Origin of the sequence: Neorhizobium sp. T25_13 (assembly GCF_002968675.1) — a bacterium.
GTDB classification, from domain to species: Bacteria; Pseudomonadota; Alphaproteobacteria; order Rhizobiales; family Rhizobiaceae; genus Neorhizobium; species Neorhizobium tomejilense.
Genome location: NZ_PVBI01000004.1, coordinates 377043 through 401438, shown reverse-complemented (window position 1 = coordinate 401438; position 24396 = coordinate 377043). Strand labels below are relative to the sequence as shown.

Here is a 24396-nt window from a genome sequence, read left to right as displayed (position 1 = left end):
ATGCTGTTTCTCTTCAGGCTCTCGTCCTCGAGGCCCTAAGCCAGCCGGTTGCGAAGTCTTTCCCGGGCGGTTTCATCGAAGCCGAGCGAAGAGAGATAAGCCCCGATACCGTCGTGGCGATAACGGATATGGTCCAGCGCCTGCCGCATGCTGCGTGGCTCCGAGGCAAGAACGATATCGACCAGCTCGGGCGAGGTGCCGCGGCCGAGTGCCCGTTCCCGTAGCCTTGCAATCAGCGGCCCGGAGATGGTTGCCGTCAGCGCATAGTCTTCAACGATGGTTGCCTCATCGACGCCGGCATTGGCAAGCAGCAGTGCCGAGATCACGCCGGTGCGGTCCTTGCCGGCGCTGCAATGGAAGAGCACCGCTCCGTCCGGCGCGTCGGCAATGGTCTTCAGGACTTCGGCAATCGCCGGCTGGCAGTCGTCGATCGCCTGGCAATAACGATCGCCCATGTCGAAACTCAAGACGGCATTCGCCATCATCTCGACCGGTGCCAGCGCCGAAAACAGCGGCGTGTTGTGGTAGCGCACTTCGGCATGACCCGCGAATGGGTTGGCTTCAACGGCGATCTCGTGGGCGTTGCGCAGGTCGATGACGGTGGCCAGTCCATTGTCCAGCAAGGTTTCGATATCGGCCGCGCTCAGGCGATGCAATGCGTCGCCGCGCAGGATCGAACGCCAGCGGGTCAGGCTGCCGTTTGTGATCCTGTAACCGCCGAGGTCGCGGACATTGTGGGCGCCTTCCAGCGCGATCAGGCGTTCGTGCGCGTTTTCTGGGGCTAACATCTCAGCGGATTCCGGATTTCATGAAGGATTCGATGACGTGGCGCTGCAGGACCAGATAGATGATCAGGATCGGCAGGCTGGCGAGTGCGGCGGCCGCCATCAGCGGTCCCCAGAGATTGCCCTCCTGGGTCATGAACATCTGCAGGCCGATCTGGACGACCGAATTCTCCGGCTTGCGCGAGAGCAGCAGCGGCCAGAAATACTCGTTCCAGGCGGAGATGAAGGCGATGATCGACAGGGAGGCGATCGGAGCGCCCATGTTCGGCACCACGATCTGCCAGAGGATCTTCCAGCTTCCGGCTCCGTCGATGCGCGCGGCTTCGAGAATCTCGGTCGGGAAGGAGCGCATCGCGTTGTAGAGGAGCAGGATCGCGAAGGCATGCGCCGCATTCGGCACGATGAGACCGGTGAGCGTATCCAGGAGGCCGAGCCGTGAGGCGAGCACGTAGTTGGGGATCATCGTGACCTGGAACGGCACCAGCCAGGAGAGCGCGATAAGGCCGTGGATGACACCGGAGAGCCGCATGCGCCAGCGCACCAGCGCATAGGCCGCGAACAGGCCGGTCACGACCTGCAGGATGGCGGTCGCCGCGGATACGATCGTGGTGTTGACCAGCATGCCGATCATCGGAATACGGGTCAGCACGAAGACATAGTTCTCGAGTGAGGGGTTGCTGGGCCAGAGCGAGGTGGAGAAGATCTCGTTTTCCGGCCGAAGCGAGGTGACGATCATCCAGTAGATCGGAAAGATCGACAGGAAAGACAGGAGGATCATCACAGCATGCACCGCAAGCCGGCGGGCGCCACCGGACTTGGCACCCTTAGACGCGCGTGAGGCGAGATCGGGTGAAACGTCAGTTGTCATAGATCGCAAACCTCTTGGTCAGCCACATGCATCCCGCCGCAATAACCGCAAAGCCGGCAAAGGCGATCATGCCGGCCGCCGAGCTCCAGCCGGCCGACATGGTCTGGAAACCGTATTCCCAGAGCAGGTAGAAGATGTTGGTGGTCGATTTCAGCGGGCCGCCATTGGTGAGCACGTTGATATAGGCAAAGCTCCACTGCGCCCCGAACAGGATCGTCATCATCGACAGAAGCAGGATGGTCGGCGAGAGTAGCGGCAGGCGGATATCGCGGATGATGCCCCAGCGGCTGGCGCCGTCGATGCGCGCCGCCTCGATATAGGAGGGATTGATGCCGGCATTGGCGGCGGAAAACAGGAGGGTGGAAAAGCCGATCAGTTTCCAGCCGGTGATCCAGGTGAGCGTTGCGAGCGCGTAGTTCGGGTCGGTCAGGAAGCCGATGCGGCCGAGACCGATCGACTCCAGGCCGAGGGTGATCAGCCCCTGATCCTCGTTGAGCAGCCAGCGCCAGAGGATGGCAGCGACCACGGGCGCGACGATCATCGGCACGAAGATCAGCGCGCGATAGATCGTGCGGGCTCGGCCTTCGAGGTCCTGGGTCCAGATCGCCACGAACAGCGGAATGATCACCGACATCGGGAAGAGGCCGAGAATGTAGAAAAGCGTGTTCCAGAGGGCGGCTCGCATCTCGGGCAGTGCGAACAGGCGCTGATAGTTGGTGAGACCCACATAGCGCTGCGGCGAAGTCGGCAGCATGTTCCACTGGTAGAAGGAGAGCTGGAACGCCTCGACCAGCGGCACATAGGTCCACATCATCAGGAGGCAGAGCGCCGGTGCGAGATAGAGCCAGGGCTGCACGGTGAACGTACCACGCTGGCGGGCAGCCGTGGACGCTCGGGCAAGGATGAGCGGTCTTGCGAGATCAGCCTGGATATCGGTCATGGAATTTTCCCCCGAAAGGACCGCGAGAGGGCAACGACGCCGGACGGGAAGCGAGACCCGCCCGGCATCTCCTCGTAACGGTTACGGCATCAGGTCCTGGCCCTGATCCTGGGCGGCTTTCAGCGTGGTGATCGGATCGCCCTTGCCGAAGACGGCTTCGCGCACCGAGTCCATCATCATCTTCTCGACCTGGCGATAGTTCGGGCCGGGGAAGGCGACGTTGGCGGTGAGGCGGTTCAGCTGTTCCAGGTTGGCGCGGAACATCGGGTTTTCCTTGACCCAGGGGCCGAGATAGTTCGGGTCGTCGACGATATCGAGACGCAGCGGCAGATAGCCGATCTTGCTGGTGATGATCGTGTAGGCTTCCTTGCTCGTCAGATATTTGAGGAGCTCGTAGGCCGCACGCTGCTTGGCCGGATCCTTGCTGAAGACGAACAGGGCGCTGCCGGAATTGGTCGGAGCGGTCGGCTTTTCGCCGAAGGACGGCATAGGGGCGATACGCAGGTCGAATTTGCCCTGGGCGGCCTTCTTGTAGGAGCCAAGCACCGCAGTCGTATAGATGAACATGCCGAGATTGCCGGCCGCAAACGTGTCCGAGCCGCTGGCCGGATCGATCCTGGCATGGGCGCCGCTATCGACCATGTCGCGCAGCATCTTGACCGCCTCGGCGGCATTCTTGTCGGCGAATGTGAGCTTGTTGCCGTCGCGCACCTTGCCGCCGTTCGACATGACGATCGCCTGGTAGACGAAGGTGCCGTCGCTCGGGCCGTAGGCGCCCGGGAAGAAGCCGTTCTTGCCGGTCTTTTCCTTGATCGCCTTGCCGGCGATGTTGACGTCGGCCCAAGTCTTCGGCGGGTTGTTCGGGTCGAGGCCGGCCTGCTTGAAGAGGTCGCCGTTGTAATAAAGAACCGGCGTCGAGAAGGTATAGGCGAGACCATAGGTCTTGCCGTCGACCTTGCCGAGTTCGAGACCCTTGGGGATCATGCCGGCGAGATGGTCTTTCAGTTCCGCCGGCTTCACCATGTCCTCGAGCGCATTGCCGCCAAGGTCGCTGGCGATGAAGATCAGGTCGCGGAAGGTCAACTGGGCGACGTCCGGCTGCTTGCCGGCGACGATATCGGCCTGGACGCGGTTGATGATCTCGTTCGACGGCACGGCGATCGTCTCGACTTTCACGTTCGGGAATTTTTTCTCGAAACCAGCGATCAGTTCTTTGGTGGCCTCGGAGCCGATGCCGGCGGAGGCGAGGTTGTAGTTGTAGAAGCTGATCGTGACCGGCTTGTCGACCGCGGCGGGCATTTCGGCAAGAACGCCGAAGGGAAACATCGAGGCGGCGGTGAGTGACGCCATGAGCTTGAGCGTGGTTCTGCGCAGCATTTTGCGTGTCTCCGGGTGAGGGTTATTCAGCGGCGACGGGCATTGCCCGGGCCATCAGAAGTTCCAGCGGATAGGTATTGAGTTCGGCGCGGTCGGATGGCAGCGGTACGAAGGCCATGGTGAGGCCGGACGGGCGGATGGTGCCGATCCCGAAGGAGGCGCCGCGCACCATGCGCAGGATGTCCGTGCGCAGGATATCGGTCGCGGCGTGCTGGCCGGTGCCGACCACCACCGGGATGCCATGCCAGACCGAGACGCGGTCGTGATGGATATGGCCGCTGAGGATGCCGATGATGTTGCGGCCCTTCAGCAGTTCGCGGAAACGTTCCGACTGCGGGAAGTGGATCGTCCGCCAATGGGCGGCATCCGCTTCCTCGCCGAGCGCCGGCGGGTGGTGGACGACGATCAGCTTCGGCAGGTCGGGATGGCTGTCGAGCGTCGAGGCGAGCCAGTCGAACTGTTCCGGATCGATCGTGCCGCCAATCAGGCCGGGCGTCGTCGAGTCGATGGTGACGATGTGGATGCCGTCGATGATCGTGTCGTGGTCGTAGGGTGCATCCGGATCGTCGGTCTCGATGCCCATGCCCTCGTAGAAGCCGGGGCGGGTGTCGTGATTGCCGAGCGCGTAGATGACCGGAACATCGATCCTGGCGTCGATGATCTCCTTCAGCCGACGGAAACTTTCCGCATCGCCGCGATTGGTGAGATCGCCGCTGGCGATCACGAATTGCGGCTTCGGAGTTACGGTCGCGATCAGATCGAGCACCTGACGCAGCGTTTCGGTCGTGTCGCTGTGGAGGTGGCTGTCGTCGGCGGTGCCGATGTGCAGATCGGTCAGATGGATGAATGTCGTTTCGCGTCGCACCGGATGCCTCCATGATGACGGTTTCGTCAGGAGGACCGTTAGAAGGGGTTTGTTTCCTGCTCGTGACGGATTTCGAATGCCGTTCGAAACCGGTTCAGCGGCGGAACATCGGCGCGATCACCTCGACCATGCGGGCGATGACGATGTCCGGATCATCGAGGTCGATGCCGTAATTGGTCAGCACTTCGGTGCGCGAGCGGGAGCGGGTGACCTGCGAGCGGATGCCGAGTGCGCAATTGAGCCGCCAGCCGATATCGACCTCGTCGAGCCAGGGCGCGATCCGCTTCAGATGCGGGACGAAAGCCCGGTGATGTTCGACGTTATCGATGATGCGGCGGTAGTGCGGTGCGCGTTCCCGGTGGGTCTTCGCCATCGAGGTGAAATGCGACAGGACCGGATAGCTGGAGGTCGGGTCGAGGCTCCAGCGGATCGAGGGACCGACCAAAGCTGCGATGACTTCATCGAGATCGGGCGGATCGGGCGCCCGCCGGTCGACGGCTTTGCGGAGCAGGCTCAATCGTTCTGCATTGAGCCGCCGATAGACACGCTCTGCGACCGCTGCGACAAGTTCTTCCTGGGAGCCGAAATGGTAGCTGATGGCGGAAGGGGTCGCATGTGCCTCGATGGCGATCCGCCGGGCGGTCAGATCCTCGAAAGCTTCGGCTTCGCAAAGCAGATGCTCGCAGGCATCCATGAGCCTCATGGCTGTGAGATTGGCGCGGCCGTGCATGAACTCACCCTCGACAACCGCAGTCTAGGCAGATTTTGTGTAGGGCGGATGACAGCAGGCGGCCGACTAGGCCAGGTCGGCGCGGGCCGTTTCCTTGTCGAGAGGCCGGGCGAAAGGCTCGGGCCAGCTGTCCCTTTCGTCATCTCCATCCTCGCCGTCCCGGAACTCGTCCATGCGGTGCTTGATGGCCAGTGCGTAGATTGTATCCAGAATGTTCCGGTCGCGCAGGTGCGGATCGCTCAACCCGAGCAGGGCCGCCCTGACGATCTTCTTGCTCGATGTCTTCGGGCAACGTTTGGTGACAAATTTAAACAATGCCTCGTCGGTCAGACCTTCCATGGCGCCGTCGACCAGCGCCTCGTAGACCTTTCGCTTTTCTCCCATTGAACTCTCCAGCACCAAATCAGAACGTCTTGTCACGCAACTGTCATCATTCATTTCGAGGGAAATATGGCAAGGGCCTGGAACCAAAGTTGTAATGTATAGCGTTCACTGAAACATATCTGGCCAATTGAAACTGCGGCGTCGTCTCCCTAGTTTTGCGGCGATCGAAGCGGGAGGATGCGGGTGAGGATAGGTGCAGGAATTCTCCGGGCGATGATTTGTCTCGTCCTGGTGCCGATAAATGTATCGGCGCAGAGCCAATGGCAGCCGGTGGAGCAGATCCAGACCTATCCCGTGACCGGTGATTCCGGCGTCGATCTCTATGCTTCCATCGGACAGCGCGGCCCCAAGATCGGCAAGGAAGTGCGCGCCATCGCCCACACCAATTTCAAGCTGACCTGGACCCGAGATTACCGACCTCAGACTGATGGCGCCTGCACGCTGGTTTCGGCGCGGCCGAAGCTGATCATCACCTACACGTTGCCAAAACCCGCATCGGCGCTTGCTCCCGATCTGAAGAAGAAATGGGATGTCTTCATCGCCGGCGTCTACAAGCACGAACTGGTCCACGGCGTCATCATCATCGACATGGTGAAGGAGATCGAGCGGGTGAGCGTGGGGCTCAGCGTCGCCAATGACCCGAAATGCACGAAAATCAGGACGGAACTGACGGCCAAGCTCGGCGAGATTTCGAAGGCGCAGCAGAAGCGCAGCAACGATTACGATCGGATGGAGATGAGCGAGGGCGGCAATGTCCACCAGCTCATTCTCCAATTCGTGAACGGCGCCGGTAAATGACGGACCGCAGAAATTGATTCATCAATCGGCTGGTAAATACTGTTTCTGTTGGCGAATTATCTCCTGCGCATGACGTTGACGACGAGCACGCCGACGATCGCCATGATGCCGCCGATCGCGCCGATCAGGGTGGGCGCTTCGCCGAGCCAGAGGAAACCGATCAGGGTTGCGGTCGGAGGAACGCCGTAAAGGAAATTGGAGGCTCGGGCTGCGGACAGGCGCTTCAGGGCTATTGCCCAGGTGACGTAACCGATCGCCGTCGGGAAGAGCACGAGATAGGCGATGCCCCAGTTCACCTCGGCAGGGGCGGCGGCGAGGGCCTGCAGGGCCGACGGTACGGCCGGCAACAGCGGGATGGAGCCGATCAGCATCAGCCAGGCCGTGACGGCCAATGCGGGCATGCGGCCGAGGATCGGCTTCTGCAGCACGCTGGCAATCGCCGAGCAGAGGGCGGCACTGAGGATGAGGATCGCGTTCGGATCGAGATCGAAGCCGTCTTCCCCCGAGGCTGCGATCAGCGCCACGCCGGCAAAGGAGATCGCCGTTCCGACCCAGCCCCAGCGGCCGAACCGCTCGCCGAGCGCGAAAATGGCGATCAGTGCGGTGAAGACCGGCATGGTGTTGATGATGAAGCTCGCCGGGCCTGCCGCCACCGTTCGTTCGCCCATGTTGAGGAGAACGGCATAGGCGGCGATGAAGAGCACTGCCGCGACGACGAGGCGGAGGATATCGCCCTTGGCCGGAAGAGCCGGCCGGGCAATTGCGAGATAGAAGACCGCGATCAAGGCGGCCGGAACATATCGTGCCGTGGCGAGCTCGATCGGCGTCAGCGGCCCGAGCGCGATACGGATCACGGCGAAGGACGAGGCCCAGAAAACGATGGTTACCAGGATCGCCAGGAAGGCGATCACATCAAATCCCTGTCTTTCATCCGTTCCCGTGCTCATGGCGACCGTGCTCATCTCTTTCTCCCTCAAACTTGAAGTCTGGCAAAACTTGAAGTCGGGATTTAGCGCCTCTCATCCATGCTTGAAAAGCAACGCAATCGATGATCATATGTGCGCATGGTTCACAGCTCGCAGACTCTGCCACCACTTGATACGCTCGAGACCTTCGCCCGCGCCGCGCGCCTCGGATCGTTTTCGGCAGCGGCGGAAGAGGGCGGCGTCACCCATGGCGCCGTCTCCCGGCAGATATCCCGGCTAGAGCGCTGGATGGGCGTGCGGCTTTTCTCCCGCGAGGCCCGCGGCGTGACGCTGACACCGGAAGGCACACGGTTTTTCGCCCGCGCTGAGGAAGCGTTGGCCCTGCTCGGGGATACGGACGAGCGGTGGCTGCCCCGCCGAAACAAGGCGGTCGTCCGGCTTTCGGTGACGCCATCGGTCGCCTCGCTCTGGCTGTTTTCGCGCATGCCGAAGCTGGAGGCCAGCGATATCCACCTGGAGGTGATACTGGAACATCGGCTGGCGGACTTCAGCGAGGGCATCGACCTGGCGATCCGTTGCGGCAAGGGGCCATGGGCCGGCGTGCGCAGCCTGCCGCTCTGGCAGGAGAAACTCGTGCCGATCGCCGCTCCGGCGGTGGCCGAGAGTCTCGGCGGACGCACCGATGCAAAATCACTGCTCGAATTGCCGATCCTGCACGATTCCAATGTCGAGGCCTGGCGGCGATGGCTGGCTGTCGAGAGCGTCGATTACGTGCCGCGCGGGCAGGACCGGCGGTTCGAGGATTATAACCTGGTGATCGACGCCTGCGCGCATGGCCTCGGCATTGCGCTCGCCCGGCCGCCGCTTGCCGACGCCGCGCTTGCCTCCGGCCGGGTCGTTGCAGTGTCCGACAGGAGCATCGATCACCACGTCGCCTTTCACCTGATCCGCCCGAATGACGCGATGAAAGCTTCCGCCGCCGAGTTTGCCCGTCGCTTCCTTCAGGAGGCCGGGCTCGACGAGACGGCGATTGCAGCCTTCATCGCGCCCGGACGGGGAAAGGGATAAACCTAGGCACCTACCGTATGCACTGAATACCGCCGATATCGGTAATCTGCTCAGCTTGGGCTGGAGGGCTCACTCGCCGCCATTCTCCCTGGCGAAGCGGGCGATATCGGCATGGGTGGCGAACCAGACGCCCTCGTGGCCCTGGATGTGCCTGATCAGATCTTCCAGCACGAAGATGCGCGAGCGGTAACCGGACACATGCGGGTGCATGGTCAAAAGAAACAGCCCGCCTTCGATATAGGCGCGGTCGAACTCCCGTTTGAAGATGTCGAGCACGGAGGTCGGCGGGGTGTAGGGGCGGAGCGCGGTAAACCGGTTCATGTTGAAATAGACGGCATCGTCGCGGATCCATTCGACCGGCAGTTCGACCATGCCGGTCGGCTCGCCGTCCTCGACCAGTTCGTAAGGATCGTCGTCGGCCATCAGCGAGGAATCGTAGATCAACCCAAGTTCGCGCTCGATCTTCAGCGTCTCGTGCGAGAAATCCCAGGAGGGCGTGCGCATGCCGACAGGGCGGATGCCGGTGATCTTTTCGAGCGTATCGGCGGCGCGGAAATGCAGTTCCCGTTCCTTGTCGGCGGGCACCTTGGTGTTCACCTCGTGAATCCAGCCGTGCAGGCCGATTTCGTGGCCTTCGGCGATGACGCGCCGCTGCTCATCTGGGTAGAGAAGGGCTGCCACCGCCGGCACGAAGAAGGTCGCCGGGACATCGGCATTCTTCAGCGTTTCGAGGATGCGCGGCACGCCCATGCGGTTGCCGTATTGCCCCTGGGACATGCGGCCGATCGATTCGCCGCCGTCGCGAAGTTCGTTGGTCTCATGGTCGCTGTCGAACGAAAGGGCGACCGCGCAACGCGCGCCGTCGTTCCAGGCTTTCGGTTTCAGCGAGCGACCGGCGCGCACCCTGTTGACCTTGCCGCGCCAGGTGGCCTCGTCCCACTCCCAGGGTTCCATATCCCGTTCTCCCTTTTTATTCGGCCGCCTCCGGCAGGACCGGCACGGCCGCGAGCAGCCGCTTGGTGTAATCGTGCTGCGGATCGGCATAGATCGTAGAGGCCACGCCTTCCTCGACGATCTTGCCGCGATACATGATCGCGACGCGATCGCAGAGATGCCGGACGACGGACAGGTCGTGGCTGATGAAGAGTAGCGAAAGGTCGAGTTCGGCACGCAGGCGGATCAACAGGTTGATGATCTGCGCCTGGATCGACACGTCGAGCGAGGCGACCGGTTCGTCGCAGACGACCACATCCGGCTGCATGGCGAGCGCGCGGGCGATCGCGATGCGCTGGCGCTGGCCACCGGAGAACTGGTGCGGGAAACGGTTGGCAAAGGTCGGATCGAGCCCGACCGCGGCGAGCCATTCCCCGACATAGACGGACGCTTCAGTCCGGGTGACGAGCTTATGGGCAAGCGGACCTTCGGCGATGATATCGCCGATCCGCATGCGGCCGTTCAGCGAGGCAAATGGATCCTGGAAGATCGTCTGGATGCGAGTGGTGATTTTTCGCGCATTGCGGCCGTCGCTCATGACGGGCTTGCCGTTGAGACGGATCGTTCCGGAGGTTGGAATCGCAATGCCGGCAGCCATGCGGCCGAGCGTCGATTTTCCGGAACCGGATTCGCCGACAAGGCCAAGCACTTCGCCGCGCTTCAGCGTGATCGACACGCCGTCGACCGCCTGGACGACCGGCATCGGCTGGGAAATGCCGGACTTGATCGCCAGGTTCCTGAACAAGCCCGCCGGCTTCTCAAAGCGCTTCATCGCGTTGTCGATAACGAGATAGGGACTGCCGAGCGGCGGCAGGTTCAGCGTCGCCGACTTGCGCGGCGGCGGTGCCGCATCCGCGATGCCGCTGCCGCGCAGCAGCAGTTGCCCGGGCTTGGCGCGTGAGGGCAACGCATCGAGCAGCGCCTTGGTATAATCGTGCTGCGGGCGGGTCAGCACGCCGAGCGCCGGGCCGATCTCGACGATCTTGCCGTATCTCATCACCGCGACGCGGTCGGCGATCGACGAGACGATCGCCAGATCATGGCTGATCCAGATCAGCGCGGTGCCGAGTTCGGCCACCAGTTCCTTCATCTCGGCGAGAATTTCCGCCTGGATCGACACGTCGAGCGCCGTCGTCGGTTCGTCGCAGATGATCAGTTTCGGCCGGTGAAGCAGGGCAATGGCGATCGCCACGCGCTGGCGCATGCCCCCGGAAAACTGATGCGGAAAAAAATCCACCTTGCGTTCCGGCTCGCTGATGCGGACCTGGGCGAGCGCCTTGATCGCTCTTTCCCGTGCGTCCGATGCGCTGATTTTTTCATGAGCTTCGAGCGCCAGCCTGATCTGGGTGCCGATGCTCAGGACAGGGTTCAGGGTCATCATCGGGTCTTGGAAGACCATCGAAATGGTCTTGCCGCGGATGGCGCGCAGTTCGTGGGATGGCAGGCCGGTCAGCTCGCGGCCTTCGAGCCTGATCGAACCCTCGACGATGCGGCCGGGTTCGTCGATCAGGCCGATGATCGAGAAGCCGGTGATCGACTTGCCGGAACCGGATTCGCCGACGAGCCCGAGGACTTCGCCGGGCGCCAGCGAAAACGAGACGCCGTCGACCGCCTTGATGTCGCCGCGTCCACTTGGAAACCAGGTCCTGAGATTGGTGACTTCGAGAAGCGGAGCACTCGTCGTTTCAGTCATCGGCGGAGCCTCGGATTGAGCTGGTCGCGGATTTGGTCGCCGACGAGGTTGAGTGAGACGATGAACAGGATCAGCGCCACGCCGGGATAGATCGAGATCCAGTAGCGGCCGGAGAGCAGATACTGGAAGCCGTTGGCGATCAGCATGCCGAGCGACGGTTCGGTCGGCGGCAGGCCGACGCCCAGGAAGGAGAGGGTGGCTTCCAGCGAAATGGCGCTCGCCACCTGCACCGTTGCGACGACGATCAGCGGCGGCAGCGAGTTCGGCAGGATGTGCTTGACCACGACGCGCCAGGGCGACAGCGGGATGGAGAGCGCGGCCTCGACATAATCCTTCTGCCTTTCGGCCGATGCCGCACCGTGGGCGGTGCGGGCGAAATAGGCGTACTGCGCAAAGATCAGCGCCATGATCAGCTGATAACGCCCCTGGCCGAGAAGGGCTGCAATGACGAAGGCGAGCAGGATTGCCGGGAAGGAAAGCTGCAGGTCGACGATGCGCATCGCAAGGCTCTCAAAACGGCCGCCGATATAGGCGGCCGAGCAGCCGACGACCGCGCCGATGACGAAGGCGACGCCGCCAGCGATCACGCCCATCTGCAGGGAGATGCGAAGCCCGTAGATGATCGCCGATAGGAGGTCGCGGCCTTGCGAGTCCGTGCCGAGCCAATGGGTGTAACCGCCGGTGCCGACATAACCGGGCGCGCGGCGCGCATCGCGCAGTACCAGGCTGGTCAGGTCATAGGGGTCCTGTGGGGTGACCAGCGGCGCCACGATCGCGGTCAGGACGATCAGCAGGACGACGATCGCGGCGCCCGTCGCGACCTTGTTGCGGAAGAATTCCTCGAGGAAACGGCCAAGCAGAGTATCGCGCATCAGGCACGGCCCTTTCGCAGGCGCGGATCAAGCAGCGCATAGGTCAGATCGACGATCAGGTTGATGACGATGAACAGAAAGGCGACGAGCATCAGGTAAGCGACCATGACCGGCCGGTCGAGCGAGGTGATGCTGTCGATGATCAGCTTGCCGAGGCCGGGCCAGGAAAAGATGGTTTCGGTGACGACCGCAAAGGCGAGGGTCGAGCCGAGCTCCAGACCGAAGACGGTGACGAGCGGAATGGAGATCAGGCGAAGCACGTGCCGGCTCAGCACCGTGAATTCGGACAGGCCGGCGGCACGGGCGAATTTCACCGTGTCGCTCAGCATCAGTTCGCGGGTGCCGGCGCGGGCGAGGCGGATCATCAAGGAGAACTTGAAGAGTGCCAGGTTCAGTGCTGGCAGTACCAGATGCGAGAGGCCGTCGCCGGTGAGGAAGCTGAAATCGACGCCGAACAGGTTCACCGTCTCGCCGCGTCCGCCGGCCGGCATGCAGCCGCATTGCACGGCGAACACCATGATCAGCATCAGGCCGAACCAGAAGGTCGGCACGGAGAAGCCGAGGATCGAGATCGCCATGATGGCACGGGAAATCAGGCTATGCGGCCGGTAGCCGGCATACATACCGATCGGGATGCCGACGAGGCTGGCAAAAAGAACGGCCGCCAGCGTCAGTTCCAGCGTCGCCGGCAGGCGGGTGAGGATCAGTTCGCTGACCGGCATGCTATAAACGAGCGAGCGGCCGAAATCGCCTTCGATCAGCCTGCCGAGAAAGGCGAAATATTGCCGCCACAGCGGCTGGTCGAGCCCGTATTGGGCGATCACCGCAGCGCGAATGTCCTGCGTCGCATCCGGCGAGATCAGCACGTCGATGGGATTGCCGACGGCATAGACGCCGCAGAAGACGAGCGCCGACATCGCGATGACCACGATCGCCGCCTGCCACAGGCGTTGCAAGACGAAACTTAACATATGTTCCCCTGTTCTTGTCCCCCAGTCCCGTCTTCTGCGGGTTTCGTAGGGTGAGGCTCCGAAGGATACCTCGCCGTCAGCGCCAGTCGTTTTCGAGAAGATCGCGAGTTTCCGCGACCGCCACATCCCAGATCGCCAGCATGTCCTCGTCGGGGCGCTGGTAGAGGCCGTGATAGTTTCCGTCCCCGAGGAGTTTCCGCTTGCGGCCCGCATCGACCTGGGCAAGGCCGGCGAAATCCACTTTCGGCTTGGCGGTCGTCGGCTGACGCTGGTCTTTCGTGCGGGTCCAGGGGAAGTTTTCCATCCAGGAGGCGTGCGAGGCGGCTGGATCGATCTCCTGAACCTTCGCCCAGGTTTTTGGCGCTCGCCACCAGTCGTGAAACTTTACCGAACTGTCCGGATGCGCATTCAGCCATTCGGAGATGACGGCTGTCGCCGGCGTATTGCCGCCGTGGCCGTTGACGATCAGGATGCGGCGGAAGCCGGAACGGTGGATGCTATCCATCAAGTCGCGGATCACGCCGATATAGGTGGAGAGCGTCAATGTCAGCGTGCCGGGAAAGGTCGCAAACGACGAGGCGAGGCCATAGGGCACGACAGGGAAAACCGGGATGCCGAGCGGCTCGGCCGCGTCGAGCGAGATCTTTTCGGCAAGGATCATGTCGGTCGCGAGGCTGAGATAGGCGTGCTGCTCGACGCTGCCGATCGGAAGCACGCAGCGGTCGTCTTCCGCCGCCCGTTCCTCCACCTGCATCCAGTTCATATCCGCGATCTTCATGAAATCTCCATGCGATGCGCGTGACGCGCAAAAACTAATCACAATCTCGCACAAAAGCACAAAAAATGTGCCTTGACAGGCGCTGCGCCAATCAAATGCAAAGTTCCATACGGAACTAAAAAAAGAGATTGACAGCCAAATAAGCTACCGTCAAGTTCCATACGGAACAAAATCCGGACCCGGATTTCTGCGGGAGCTGACGCCATTGCAAATGGAAATCTCATCCTTCGATGCGCTCCTCAGGCAGGGTGGCAAGGCCGCGGCCGGCAGTCATGGCGTCGATGATCTGGTCTCCGTGAAGCTGTGGCAGAATCCCTGCTGGCTTTCGTTCCGCATCAATTTCCTGGCGCTGCAGTTCAACGAGCCGATCTATCGCTGGATCGAAAAAGAATATGGGCTGGCCCGGCCGGAATTCGTCGTTCTCTATTCGCTCGGCCTTTCGAACGGCCTGACGGCGAGCGCCATCAGCAGCTCCTCGGGTTTCCCGAAGAATACGATGAGCCGGGCGATCCAGAAACTGATCGACAAGAACATCATCCGGCGCGAGGTCGATGCGGCGGATCTTCGAAGCTTCGTCCTGTTCATCACGGACGAAGGAAAGCGCATCGTCGATCAAGCCATGCAGCCGATGGTGGAGCGCGAAAAGGTCATGCTGTCGGGGCTGACGCCTGCCGAAAAGCTGATGCTCTCCGAGCTGCTGGCGAAAGTCGTCGTGGACTCACCCAACTGGCCCCCAATGATAAATATAGAGGAGAACGAAGAATGACTATTCTCAAGACATTCCGCACAGCGGCTCTCGCCGCCGTACTGCTCGGCAGCGTTTCGGGTGCTGCACTTGCCGCCGACCTGATGATCGGCGTGCGCGCCGGCCCGTTATCGGTCGATCCGCATTTCACCGCCGCCGGCACCCACGCCGAAGCGGTCAAGCATATCTACGACTCGCTGGTGAAATCCGGCAACAACCTCGAACTCGAGCCTGGGCTTGCGACCAGCTGGACCGCCATCGACAATACGACCTGGGAGTTCAAGCTCCGCCCGGGCGTCAAATTCCACGACGGCTCCGACTTCACCGCCGAGGACGTGAAGTTCTCGATCGAGCGCATCCCGGCAGTCACCGGCCCGAACCCGACCACCATCTATGTGCGCCGCGTCCGAGGCGTCGAGATCGTCGATCCGTTGACGATCCGCATCAAGACCGATGGTGCCGCGCCGAACCTGCCCAACGACTTCATCCGCCTGTTCGTCGTGTCGCACACGGCTGCCAAGGATTTTTCCGCCAATGCCGACAAGGCTTCGGAGGGGTTCAATTCCGGCAAGGCGGCGATCGGCACCGGTCCCTACAAGTTCGTCTCCTGGACGCCGAAGGAACAGCTCGTGCTGCAGAAGTTCGACGGCTACTGGGGCACAAAGGAGCCCTGGGACAAGGTGACCCGCAAGGAAATTCCCAATGATGCGGCCCGCGTCGCACAGCTGAAGGCCGGCCAGGTCGACCTCATCTCGCGTATCCCGGCCTCCGACGTCCCGACGCTGGAGAAGGATACCAAGCTCAACGTCGTGCGCCAGAACAGCGTCTACCTCTTCAATGTCGCCTTCGACTTCCGTGAGAAGCCGCCGCAGGTGAGCGCCAAGGACGGCTCGCCGCTCCCGAAGAACCCCTTCCAGGATCCCAAGGTGCGCGAAGCCTTCGATCTGGCGATCGACCGCGAAACGATCACCGAGATCGCCATGGAGGGCATGGGCACCGTCCAGTCGCAGCTCGTGACGCCGAATATCTTCGGCTGGAACCCGGCCGTCAAATCCACGAAGGCCGATCCGGCAAAGGCCAAGAAGCTGCTTGCCGAAGCCGGATATCCGAATGGCTTCAAGGTGACCTTCTCCTTCACCAACGACCGCCTGCCGGGCGATAAGGATGTGGGCACGACGATCGCACAGATGCTGACCGCAGTCGGCATCCAGGTGGAAGCGAACTCTCAGCCGGGCGCCGTGTTCTTCCCGGCCAACACGCGCGGAGACTACTCGATGACCATGTCGGGCTGGGGCACGCTGACGGGTGAATCGAACTACACGCTGTCGTCGCTTGCCCACAGCAACGACCCGGCGACCAAGCTTGGCGCCTTCAACCTACGCGGTTATGTCAACAAGACGATGGACAAGCTGATCGAAGACGCCGCCGTCGAGATGGATCCCAAGAAGCGTGAAAAGTTCCTGATGGATGCCAATGCCCTGATTTCGACCGATCGGCCCTATCTGGCGATCGCCTCGACCGTCTCGGCCTGGGGCATGAAGAAGGGCATCACCATCGTTCCCCGTTCCGACGAGGACACGCTGGCAATGAACATCCGCCCGGCGAAATAAGCCATCCCACCCTGTGAGCTACCGGCCGGGCATCTCGCCCGGCCTTTTTTCTGAAAACTTCAAGTTCGGACGGGAGAAGGACCGATGGGAAAGATTGCGCTGGCGATCCACGGCGGCTGCGGCGTCATGGCAAAGCTCGACCTGAGCGACGAGGAATGGGCGGCCGCGCGTGTCGATCTCGGACGGGCGCTGAAAGCCGGTTGGGAAATCCTGACGGCAGGGGGTGCGGCGCTCGACGCGGTGCAGGCGGCCGTGGTTGTCATGGAGGATTCGCCGCATTTCAACGCCGGTTACGGCGCAGCGCTCAACACCAACGGCAAACATGAACTCGACGCTTCGATCATGGACGGGCGCACGCTCGAAGCCGGCGCGGTGACGCTGGTTCGGCGTATCCGCAATCCGATCAAGGCGGCCCGCAAGATCATGGAAAAGGGCGATGCGATCCTGCTTGGCGGCGATGCGGCCGACGATTTCGCCCGCGAGGCGGGGCTCGATATGGTCGAGCCGGACTATTTCACCACCGAACGCCGCATCAAGGCACTGGCGGCAATGAAGGCGCATGCGGCGGCCGGCACAGCGGCGAAGGCCAGCGAGTCGGAAAAGCACGGCACGGTCGGTGCGGTGGCGCTCGACAGCGCCGGGCATTTGGCGGCGGCGACCTCGACCGGCGGCTACAACAACAAGCCGGAAGGCCGGATCGGCGACACCCCGATCATCGGCGCAGGAACCTATGCACGGGACGGGGTCTGCGCCGTTTCCGGCACCGGCAAGGGCGAATATTTCATGCGTTATGCCGTCGGCCATGAAGTGGCGGCCCGCGTCTCCTATCTCGGCGAGAGCCTTGAGAAGGCCGCCGCAAAGGTCATCCAGGAGGACCTGAAGCAGCACGATATCGGGGCAGGCCTCGTGGCGGTCGGCGCCGACGGCTCGATCACCGCGCCTTACAATACGGACGGCATGTTCCGCGGCTGGGTGACGCCGGAAGGCAAATTCCACGTCGCCACCCATGGCGAGGTCTTCCCGATCAAACCCTGAACCGGGAGCTTCCGGCACGAAAAACCCGGCGGAATGACCGCCGGGCCTCGCGCCCTCCGGAGCCGCTCTTTTATTCGGCGGCTTGCTGCGGCTTCAGGACGCCGCGGCGGACCTGGTCTTCTTCGATGGATTCGAACAAGGCGCGGAAATTGCCTTCTCCAAATCCTTCGTCGCCCTTGCGCTGGATGAACTCGAAAAAGATCGGGCCGATCACCGTTTTCGAGAAGATCTGCAGCAGGATCTTGGTCGTGCCGCCATCGACCACGCCTTCGCCGTCGATCAGGATGCCGTGTTTCTTCATGCGATCGATCGGTTCGTCGTGGTCGTGCACGCGGGTGCCGGACATTTCGTAATAGGTATCCGGAGGGCCGGGCATGAATTTGAGCCCGTTTTCGGCGAGCTTGTCGGTCGCTTCGTAAATGCCGTCTGTGCCGACCGCGATGTGCTGGATGCCTTCGCCCTTGTATTTCTTCAGGAATTCCTCGATCTGGCTGGTCTCGTCCTTGGACTCGTTCAGCGGGATGCGGATCTTGCCGCAGGGCGAGGTGATCGCCCGGCTCACCAGGCCGGTGATGCGGCCGTCGATGTTGAAGAAGTGGATCTGCTTGAAATTGAAGAGCTCGCGGTAGAAGTCCCACCACTTGTCCATGTTGCCGCGATAGACGTTGTGGGTCAGGTGGTCGAGGTAATAGAAACCGACGCCTTCGGGCTTGGGGTTGCGTGTCCCCAGCCACTCGAATTCGGCCTCATAGGCCGACCCCTTCTCGCCGTAGGTCTCGATGAAATAGAGAAGCGAACCGCCGATGCCGACGATGGCCGGCACGTCGAGCGTCTTGTCCTTGCCCTCATAAGGCGTCGCACCCTTGGCGACCGCGTGGTCGAAGGCATGTTTGGCATCGACGACGCGCCAGGCCATTGCCGGCGCGCAGGGGCCGTGCTCGTCGACGAAGCGCATGGCATGGCTGCCCGGCTCGGCATTGACGATGTAATTGATGTCACCCTGGCGCCAGACGGTGATGTTCTTCGTCCTGTGCTTCGCCACCGGCCTGTAGCCCATGCGGGTGAACAGCTCTTCGAGCTTCTGCGGCTCCGGATGCGCGAATTCGACGAATTCGAAACCATCGGTGCCGGCCGGGTTGTCAGTGGTGATCTCAGAAACCGGTGCGTCGTGCGGGAAAGGACCCATGGCAAACTCCTCCTGTCATTCGATCATCATGATGATGCAGGAGAGGCGCATTGTGCTTGCAATCTGGGCGGTATTCTGCTCGATTTGTGCATGAAATGTGCGGACATGAGGAGTTCCATGCACGATGGACGCGCTGGACGGATATGACCTGAAGATCCTGAGCCATCTGCAGACCGACGGGCGGCTGACCAATAACGAATTGTCGGAGCTCGTCGCGCTCTCGCCGTCACAATGTTCGCGCCGCCGGGCGCGGCTCGAGGGCGAGGGGTTCATCCAGACCTATCGGGCACATCTCAACCGCCAGAAACTCGGCCTCGACCTCCTGGTCGTGATCGCCGTGACGCTCGCTACCCATAACCGCGACAACGCCAAGCGGTTCGCACGCCTTGTCGAGGACCTGCCGGAAGTGCTGGAGTGTTTCTCGCTGACCGGCGAGATGGACTATCACCTGAAGGTGGTGACACGCGATCTCGCGGGCCTATCCCATTTCGTCAACGACATACTGTTGCCGCATGAGAGCGTGCAGCATGTCAAAACATCAATCGTTCTCAGCGTGTTGAAGGATTTTGGTGGGATTCCGATTCAAAAGCCCGCCAAGGCTTAAAGTTCGTCCGGCTCCGGCGGCTTCCCTTTGCCCGAGCGGCGGATGACCTGCTCGATTGCCGCTAGACCGTTCGACAAAGCCTCGATGCCGCTCCCGCCGACTTCCGTCTCCAGTTCAGTCTGATAGCGGCGGGCGAGCTCGATCAGTTCCCGATAGGCCTGCTGTCCGGCGGGGGTCAGTTCCAGGTGTTCGAGACGCCGGTCCGCATCGTCCTGGCTGCGCTTCAGCCAGCGGCGTTGTTCGAGCGCGAAGACGGCACGGCTGACCTTGGTCTTGTGCATGGAGGAATGCGCGCCGACGGCTTTCGAGGTCATGCGGCCCGAACTGCCTAGCGCCGCAAGCGTGCGCCATTCCGGCCGAGTCAGGCCGTATTTCGCCTTGTAATGGGCGGCGAAGCGCAGGCCGACGAATTCGGCGGCGCGGTTGAGCCTGTAGGGGAGGAACTGTTCGAGTTCGAAATTATCGGTTGTCATGATGTTGATCGGGCGTTGATGGTTACAAAAATAATGGTTACGTTTGCAACCATATCGTCATCATGGGAGGAAACAAGCCATGCTGGACAAGATCGATCCGAACGCCACGCAGTTTACCGGGGCGAATGCCGAAAAGCTCGGCTATATGCCGGGTTTCGGCAACGATTTCGAAACCGAGAGCCTTCCCGAAGCCCTCCCGCAGGGCCAGAACAGCCCCCAGAAATGCAATTACGGGCTTTATGCGGAACAGCTCTCCGGTTCGCCTTTCACCGCGCCGCGCGGCACGAACGAGCGTTCCTGGCTCTATCGCATCCGCCCGAGCGTGCGCCACACCGGCCGGTTCGCGAAGATCGACTATCCGCTGTGGAAGACGGCACCTCACATCGCCGAACATTCGCTGGCGCTCGGCCAGCTTCGCTGGAGCCCGGTGCCGGCACCAACGGAAACGCTGAACTTCCTCGAAGGCATCCGCACGATGACGACGGCGGGCGATGCGCTCTCCCAGTCAGGTATGGCGGCGCATGTCTATGTCTTCAACGCCGACATGGTGGATGACTATTTCTTCAATGCCGACGGCGAAATGATGATCGTGCCGGAGACGGGGGCGATCCGGGTTTTCACCGAACTTGGCAAGATGGATCTGGAGCCTTCGGAGATCTGCATCATCCCGCGCGGAACCATGTTCAAGGTGACCCGGCTCGGCGAGGAAAAGGTCTGGCGCGGGTATATCTGCGAGAATTACGGCGCCAAGTTCACCCTGCCGGATCGCGGACCGATCGGCGCCAACTGCCTTGCCAATCCGCGCGATTTCAAGACGCCGGTGGCGGCCTATGAGGACAAGGAGACGCCCTGCCGCGTGCAGGTGAAATGGTGCGGTTCGTTCCATCTGACCGAGATCGGCCATTCGCCACTCGACGTGGTCGCCTGGCACGGCAATTACGCACCGTACAAATACGATTTGCGCACCTTTTCGCCGGTCGGCGCCATTCTCTTCGACCATCCCGATCCGTCGATCTTCACGGTTCTGACCGCTCCCTCGGGAGAGGAGGGAACCGCCAATGTCGATTTCGTGATTTTTCCACCGCGCTGGCTGGTGGCCGAACACACGTTCCGTCCGCCCTGGTATCACCGCAACATCATGAGCGAATTCATGGGCCTGATCTACGGCCGCTACGATGCCAAGGAGGAGGGCTTCGTGCCAGGCGGCATGAGCCTGCACAACATGATGCTGCCGCACGGACCTGACTTCACCGGCTTCGAGAAGGCCTCGAACGGAGAGCTGAAACCCGTCAAGCTCGACAACACCATGGCATTCATGTTCGAGACCCGTTTCCCGCAGCAACTCACCAAATTCGCAGCTGAACTGGAGACGCTGCAGGACAATTACGTGGATTGCTGGTCAGGCCTCGAGCGAAAGTTCGACGGTACGCCGGGGATCAAGTGAGGCGGCGCGACATAACGGTTGCCTTCTTGCGCGATCTCCACACATTCTGGGAGCAATACCAACGATAAAACGGGAAACACTCATTCATGAAGCTCGCGACACTGAAGGATTCCACCCGCGACGGCCGCCTGGTCGTCGTCTCGAAAGACCTGACCCAGTGCTCGGAGGTCGGCCATATCGCCCGCACCCTCCAGGCCGCGCTCGACGACTGGGACTATGTCGGTCCGCGGCTTGAACGGGTCGCGGAGGGTATCGAGACCGGTTCGCAGCCGACTATCCGTTTCCACGAACATGATGCCGCATCGCCGCTGCCGCGTGCCTACCAGTGGGCGGACGGATCGGCTTACGTCAATCACGTCGAGTTGGTGCGCCGGGCGCGCAATGCCGATATGCCGGAAAGCTTCTGGACCGATCCGCTGATCTATCAGGGCGGTTCCGACAGTTTTCTCGGACCGCGCGATCCGATCCCGCTCGGCGACGAGGCCTGGGGCGCAGATATGGAGGGCGAGATTGCGGTGATCGTCGGCGACGTGCCGATGGGGGCTTCCTTGGATGAAGCGCGGGAGGCGATCCGTCTCGTGCTTCTCGTCAACGACGTGTCCTTGCGCGGGCTGATCCCATCCGAACTCGCCAAGGGTTTCGGCTTCTTCCAGTCGAAGCCATCCTCCGCTTTTTCTCCGGTCGCGGTCACGCCCGACGAGCTGGGTTCGGCCTGGGACGGCGGCAAGCTTTCCCTGCCGCTCAAGGTCGACCTGAACGGCAAGCCTTTCGGCCGGGCCAATGCCGGCGTCGACATGACCTTCGATTTCCCGCAACTGATCGCCCATGCGGCGAAGACGCGGCCGCTGATTGCCGGCACGATCATCGGTTCGGGCACGGTCTCCAACAAGCTCGACGGAGGTCCCGGCAAGCCGGTGGCCGATGGCGGAGCCGGTTATTCCTGCATCGCCGAAATCCGCACCATCGAGACGATCAACTTCGGCGTTCCGAAGACGCCTTTCCTGCACTTCGGGGATACGGTGCGGATCGAGATGAAGGACGACAAGGGTCATTCGATCTTCGGTGCGATCGAACAGACCGTGACGAGATACGAGAAGGCAGGATGAGCGATACGGTTCTCTACGATTACTGGCGGTCCTCGGCGAGTTATCGGCTGAGGATCGCCCTGAACATGGCGGCCGAAACATTCCGCACGGTTCCGGTCGACATCCTCGCCAAGGAGCACAGGTCGCAGGAACATCTCGCCCGCAACCCGCAGGGGCTGGTGCCGGTGCTGGAAATCGACGGCCACAGTTTTACCCAGTCGCTGGCGGTGATCGAATATCTCGACGAGACGCGCGGCGGCGCCTTCCTGCCGGGCGATTCCGTCGGGCGGCAGCGGGTGAGGGCGCTTTCCTATGTCATCGCCATGGAAATCCATCCGGTCTGCAACACGCATGTTGTCGGCCATGTCTTATCGATGACCGGCGGCGGCGACGACGCCCGGTTGGCCTGGATGCAGAAGTTCATCGGGGAAGGGCTTGCTGCCTTCGAGATACTGCTTAATTCCCCTTCGACCGGCACATTCTGTCACGGCGACCGGCCGGGGATGGCGGATATCTGCCTCGTGCCGCAGGTCTACAACGCGCGGCGGTGGAGCGTCGATCTTTCGGCCTGCCCGAAGCTTGTCGAGATCGCCGACCGCTGCGCCGAACTGAAACCGTTCGCCAACGCTCATCCCGACAATGCCCGTCCCGACAAGGCGGCTCGCTAAGTCTTCAGGTAGCTGATCACCGCGTCGGCGATCATGCCCTTGTGGCGCTCCATGGTCGCCGGTTCCGAAAGGTCACGGCGGAAGATCGTGCCGAACGTATAACGGTTGGAGACGCGGAAGAAGCAGAAGGCACTGATCAGCATGTGAATGTCGATCGGGTCGGCTTTCCGGGCAAATACACCGGCCGCGACGCCGCGATCTAGGATCGCTGCAATGGTCTCGATGACCGAGACGTTCAGGTCGCGGATCGCCTCGGACCGCAGCATGTGTGCGGCGTGGTGGATGTTTTCGATGCTGACCAGCCGGACGAATTCCGGATTGGCCTCGTCATGTTCGAAGGTTGTCGAGATCAGCACCCGCAGCGCCTGTTCCGGAGGCAGGTTGGAAAGCTGCAGGTCCTCTTCCAGCGTGCGGATCTTGCGATAGGCCCGCTCGAGCACGGCGAGATAGAGCCCCTCTTTGCTGCCAAAGTAATAATAGATCATCCGCTTCGAGGTGCGGGTCTTCTCCGCGATCGCGTCGACGCGGCCGCCGGCAAGGCCATGGGTCGTGAACTCCTCCGTCGCCACATCCAGGATGTCTTCCTGGGTGCGTTGCGGATCGTTTTTCCTGCCGTTTTCCCGTTTCGCCGCCATCCCCGAATCCGCCTTCACCGTTTCGTCCGCCATGCTCACAGAAACGGGCCTTTTGGACAACCGATTGTCCACATCGAATTTTCGCATTTGTTCCAAAGTCATAACGGGCCTGTGTGAGGCTTTCAATAGATGGCGCTTGACATACGCACTAGTTCGTACATTTTATCCGGATTGCCGGTTGATCCCTGAGGAGGCGGTCCCGGCGGAGGTTATCTTGTCAAAGGACCGAGTGGACAGCCGCATCAGCGGTGGTCCTTGTCGACATCCGATGACGGAAGCCTTGGGAGGGACCGGAAGTGACACGAGTAATCGATTTCTATTTCTTCGCGCTGAAGGTCGTCATCGCCCTGCTTCTGGCGGGCATGGTGGTGCTTGTCTTCGGCAATGTCGTGCTGCGTTATGCCTTCAACCAGGGGATCACCGTTTCGGAAGAGCTGTCGCGGGTCTTCTTCATCTGGCTGACGTTTCTCGGTGGCGTCGTTGCGATGCGCGAACACGGCCACCTCGGTGTCGATTCGCTCCTGAAGCGGCTGCCGCCGACAAGTGCCAGGATCGCCGTGCTGATGGGGCAGGGGCTGATGCTCGTCGCCACATGGCTGTTGATCAGCGGAAGCTGGACGCAGACGCTGATCAACCTGCCTGCCACCATGCCGGCAACCGGCATTTCGATGGGCTGGTTTTACGGCGCCGGCCTCGCCTTCGGGGTTCCGACCTTCCTCATCATTCTCTGGGACGCCTTCCAGGTGGCCACCGGCCGCATCGATATCGCGACTGCCCAACTGGTGCGCGACAGCGAGGAGGAAGTGGCGCTCGACAACCATCCGGAAGCCGCGGTTGCCGCCGGCGTCACCAAGGTCTGAGGA

Annotated in this window: 26 protein-coding genes; 10 read left to right on the top strand and 16 right to left on the bottom strand. The window is 61.8% G+C overall.

What is annotated here, in order from left to right:
* Positions 1-35: 35 nt before the first annotated feature.
* From C5J22_RS12045 to C5J22_RS12015, 7 genes are all read right to left on the bottom strand, one after another.
* A complete protein-coding gene (locus C5J22_RS12045; RefSeq protein ID WP_105438401.1) occupies positions 36-788 on the bottom strand; it encodes a tyrosine-protein phosphatase in 753 nt (250 codons plus the stop codon).
* A 1-nt stretch (position 789) separates the two neighbouring features.
* Positions 790-1653 (bottom strand): carbohydrate ABC transporter permease, encoded by an 864-nt coding sequence (locus C5J22_RS12040; protein WP_105438400.1) that lies wholly within the window; start codon positions 1651-1653, stop codon positions 790-792.
* Positions 1643-2593, bottom strand: coding sequence for a carbohydrate ABC transporter permease (locus C5J22_RS12035; protein ID WP_105438399.1), 951 nt, complete (start codon positions 2591-2593; stop codon positions 1643-1645). Before C5J22_RS12035 ends, C5J22_RS12040 begins: the two co-directional genes overlap by 11 nt.
* 81 nt (positions 2594-2674) lie before the next feature.
* Positions 2675-3970 carry an ABC transporter substrate-binding protein gene (locus tag C5J22_RS12030; protein ID WP_105438398.1) on the bottom strand — a complete coding sequence of 432 codons (1296 nt, stop codon included), beginning with the start codon at positions 3968-3970 and terminating at the stop codon, positions 2675-2677.
* A 22-nt stretch (positions 3971-3992) separates the two neighbouring features.
* Positions 3993-4835, bottom strand: a complete 843-nt coding sequence (locus C5J22_RS12025) for a metallophosphoesterase (RefSeq protein ID WP_105438397.1) — start codon at positions 4833-4835, stop codon at positions 3993-3995.
* Between the two features lie 94 nt (positions 4836-4929).
* Entirely contained in the window at positions 4930-5565 is a 636-nt protein-coding gene (locus tag C5J22_RS12020) for a TetR family transcriptional regulator (protein ID WP_105400665.1), read from the bottom strand.
* 66 nt (positions 5566-5631) lie between these two features.
* Entirely contained in the window at positions 5632-5949 is a 318-nt protein-coding gene (locus C5J22_RS12015; protein WP_105438396.1) for a hypothetical protein, read from the bottom strand.
* Positions 5950-6162: 213 nt separating this feature from the next.
* Here C5J22_RS12015 and C5J22_RS12010 point away from each other — a divergent pair, with 213 nt between their 5' ends.
* Entirely contained in the window at positions 6163-6747 is a 585-nt protein-coding gene (locus C5J22_RS12010) for a DUF922 domain-containing Zn-dependent protease (RefSeq protein WP_245440354.1), read from the top strand.
* A 56-nt stretch (positions 6748-6803) separates the two neighbouring features.
* On the opposite strand, the gene C5J22_RS12005 is transcribed toward C5J22_RS12010, so the two are convergent.
* Positions 6804-7709 (bottom strand): DMT family transporter, encoded by a 906-nt coding sequence (locus C5J22_RS12005; protein WP_105438394.1) that lies wholly within the window; start codon positions 7707-7709, stop codon positions 6804-6806.
* A 102-nt stretch (positions 7710-7811) separates the two neighbouring features.
* Between C5J22_RS12005 and C5J22_RS12000 the strand changes: the two genes are divergently transcribed.
* The gene (locus tag C5J22_RS12000; protein WP_105438393.1) at positions 7812-8741 is read left to right on the top strand and encodes a LysR substrate-binding domain-containing protein; all 930 of its coding nucleotides are present in this window, start codon (positions 7812-7814) and stop codon (positions 8739-8741) included.
* 69 nt (positions 8742-8810) lie between these two features.
* Here the strand turns inward: C5J22_RS12000 and C5J22_RS11995 are convergent, their stop codons facing one another.
* From C5J22_RS11995 to C5J22_RS11975, 5 genes are all read right to left on the bottom strand, one after another.
* The gene (locus tag C5J22_RS11995) at positions 8811-9695 is read right to left on the bottom strand and encodes a polysaccharide deacetylase (RefSeq protein WP_105438392.1); all 885 of its coding nucleotides are present in this window, start codon (positions 9693-9695) and stop codon (positions 8811-8813) included.
* 16 nt (positions 9696-9711) lie between these two features.
* A complete protein-coding gene (locus C5J22_RS11990) occupies positions 9712-11427 on the bottom strand; it encodes an ABC transporter ATP-binding protein (RefSeq protein ID WP_105438391.1) in 1716 nt (571 codons plus the stop codon).
* Positions 11424-12299 carry an ABC transporter permease gene (locus C5J22_RS11985; RefSeq protein ID WP_105438390.1) on the bottom strand — a complete coding sequence of 292 codons (876 nt, stop codon included), beginning with the start codon at positions 12297-12299 and terminating at the stop codon, positions 11424-11426. The genes C5J22_RS11990 and C5J22_RS11985 overlap by 4 nt, the downstream gene beginning before the upstream one ends.
* Entirely contained in the window at positions 12299-13270 is a 972-nt protein-coding gene (locus tag C5J22_RS11980) for an ABC transporter permease (protein WP_105438389.1), read from the bottom strand. Before C5J22_RS11980 ends, C5J22_RS11985 begins: the two co-directional genes overlap by 1 nt.
* A 76-nt stretch (positions 13271-13346) precedes the next feature.
* Positions 13347-14048: a creatininase family protein gene (locus tag C5J22_RS11975; protein ID WP_105438388.1), complete on the bottom strand. Its 702-nt coding sequence runs from the start codon at positions 14046-14048 to the stop codon at positions 13347-13349.
* Positions 14049-14259: 211 nt separating this feature from the next.
* Here C5J22_RS11975 and C5J22_RS11970 point away from each other — a divergent pair, with 211 nt between their 5' ends.
* From C5J22_RS11970 to C5J22_RS11960, 3 genes are all read left to right on the top strand, one after another.
* Positions 14260-14814, top strand: coding sequence for a MarR family winged helix-turn-helix transcriptional regulator (locus C5J22_RS11970; RefSeq protein ID WP_245440353.1), 555 nt, complete (start codon positions 14260-14262; stop codon positions 14812-14814).
* Positions 14811-16403 (top strand): ABC transporter substrate-binding protein, encoded by a 1593-nt coding sequence (locus C5J22_RS11965; RefSeq protein ID WP_105438387.1) that lies wholly within the window; start codon positions 14811-14813, stop codon positions 16401-16403. Before C5J22_RS11970 ends, C5J22_RS11965 begins: the two co-directional genes overlap by 4 nt.
* Before the next feature lie 84 nt (positions 16404-16487).
* Positions 16488-17438 (top strand): isoaspartyl peptidase/L-asparaginase family protein, encoded by a 951-nt coding sequence (locus tag C5J22_RS11960; RefSeq protein ID WP_105438386.1) that lies wholly within the window; start codon positions 16488-16490, stop codon positions 17436-17438.
* A gap of 70 nt (positions 17439-17508) precedes the next feature.
* On the opposite strand, the gene hppD is transcribed toward C5J22_RS11960, so the two are convergent.
* Positions 17509-18624 (bottom strand): 4-hydroxyphenylpyruvate dioxygenase, encoded by a 1116-nt coding sequence (hppD, locus tag C5J22_RS11955; RefSeq protein ID WP_105438385.1) that lies wholly within the window; start codon positions 18622-18624, stop codon positions 17509-17511.
* A gap of 124 nt (positions 18625-18748) precedes the next feature.
* Here hppD and C5J22_RS11950 point away from each other — a divergent pair, with 124 nt between their 5' ends.
* The gene (locus C5J22_RS11950; protein ID WP_046599717.1) at positions 18749-19228 is read left to right on the top strand and encodes an Lrp/AsnC family transcriptional regulator; all 480 of its coding nucleotides are present in this window, start codon (positions 18749-18751) and stop codon (positions 19226-19228) included.
* On the opposite strand, the gene C5J22_RS11945 is transcribed toward C5J22_RS11950, so the two are convergent.
* Entirely contained in the window at positions 19225-19701 is a 477-nt protein-coding gene (locus tag C5J22_RS11945; protein WP_105438384.1) for a MarR family winged helix-turn-helix transcriptional regulator, read from the bottom strand. The two genes, C5J22_RS11950 and C5J22_RS11945, sit on opposite strands and share 4 nt — an antisense overlap.
* 79 nt (positions 19702-19780) lie before the next feature.
* Here C5J22_RS11945 and hmgA point away from each other — a divergent pair, with 79 nt between their 5' ends.
* The 3 genes from hmgA to maiA all read left to right on the top strand — a co-directional run bounded on the left by hmgA (position 19781) and on the right by maiA (position 22898).
* Positions 19781-21145: a homogentisate 1,2-dioxygenase gene (gene hmgA, locus C5J22_RS11940; protein WP_105438383.1), complete on the top strand. Its 1365-nt coding sequence runs from the start codon at positions 19781-19783 to the stop codon at positions 21143-21145.
* An 86-nt stretch (positions 21146-21231) separates the two neighbouring features.
* Positions 21232-22251 (top strand): fumarylacetoacetate hydrolase family protein, encoded by a 1020-nt coding sequence (locus C5J22_RS11935; RefSeq protein ID WP_105438382.1) that lies wholly within the window; start codon positions 21232-21234, stop codon positions 22249-22251.
* Positions 22248-22898 carry a maleylacetoacetate isomerase gene (gene maiA / locus C5J22_RS11930; protein ID WP_105438381.1) on the top strand — a complete coding sequence of 217 codons (651 nt, stop codon included), beginning with the start codon at positions 22248-22250 and terminating at the stop codon, positions 22896-22898. The genes C5J22_RS11935 and maiA overlap by 4 nt, the downstream gene beginning before the upstream one ends.
* Here the strand turns inward: maiA and C5J22_RS11925 are convergent.
* Entirely contained in the window at positions 22895-23533 is a 639-nt protein-coding gene (locus C5J22_RS11925; RefSeq protein ID WP_046608629.1) for a TetR family transcriptional regulator, read from the bottom strand. The genes maiA and C5J22_RS11925 overlap by 4 nt on opposite strands.
* A 296-nt stretch (positions 23534-23829) precedes the next feature.
* Between C5J22_RS11925 and C5J22_RS11920 the strand changes: the two genes are divergently transcribed.
* The gene (locus C5J22_RS11920) at positions 23830-24393 is read left to right on the top strand and encodes a TRAP transporter small permease (RefSeq protein WP_105438380.1); all 564 of its coding nucleotides are present in this window, start codon (positions 23830-23832) and stop codon (positions 24391-24393) included.
* Positions 24394-24396: the final 3 nt, after the last annotated feature.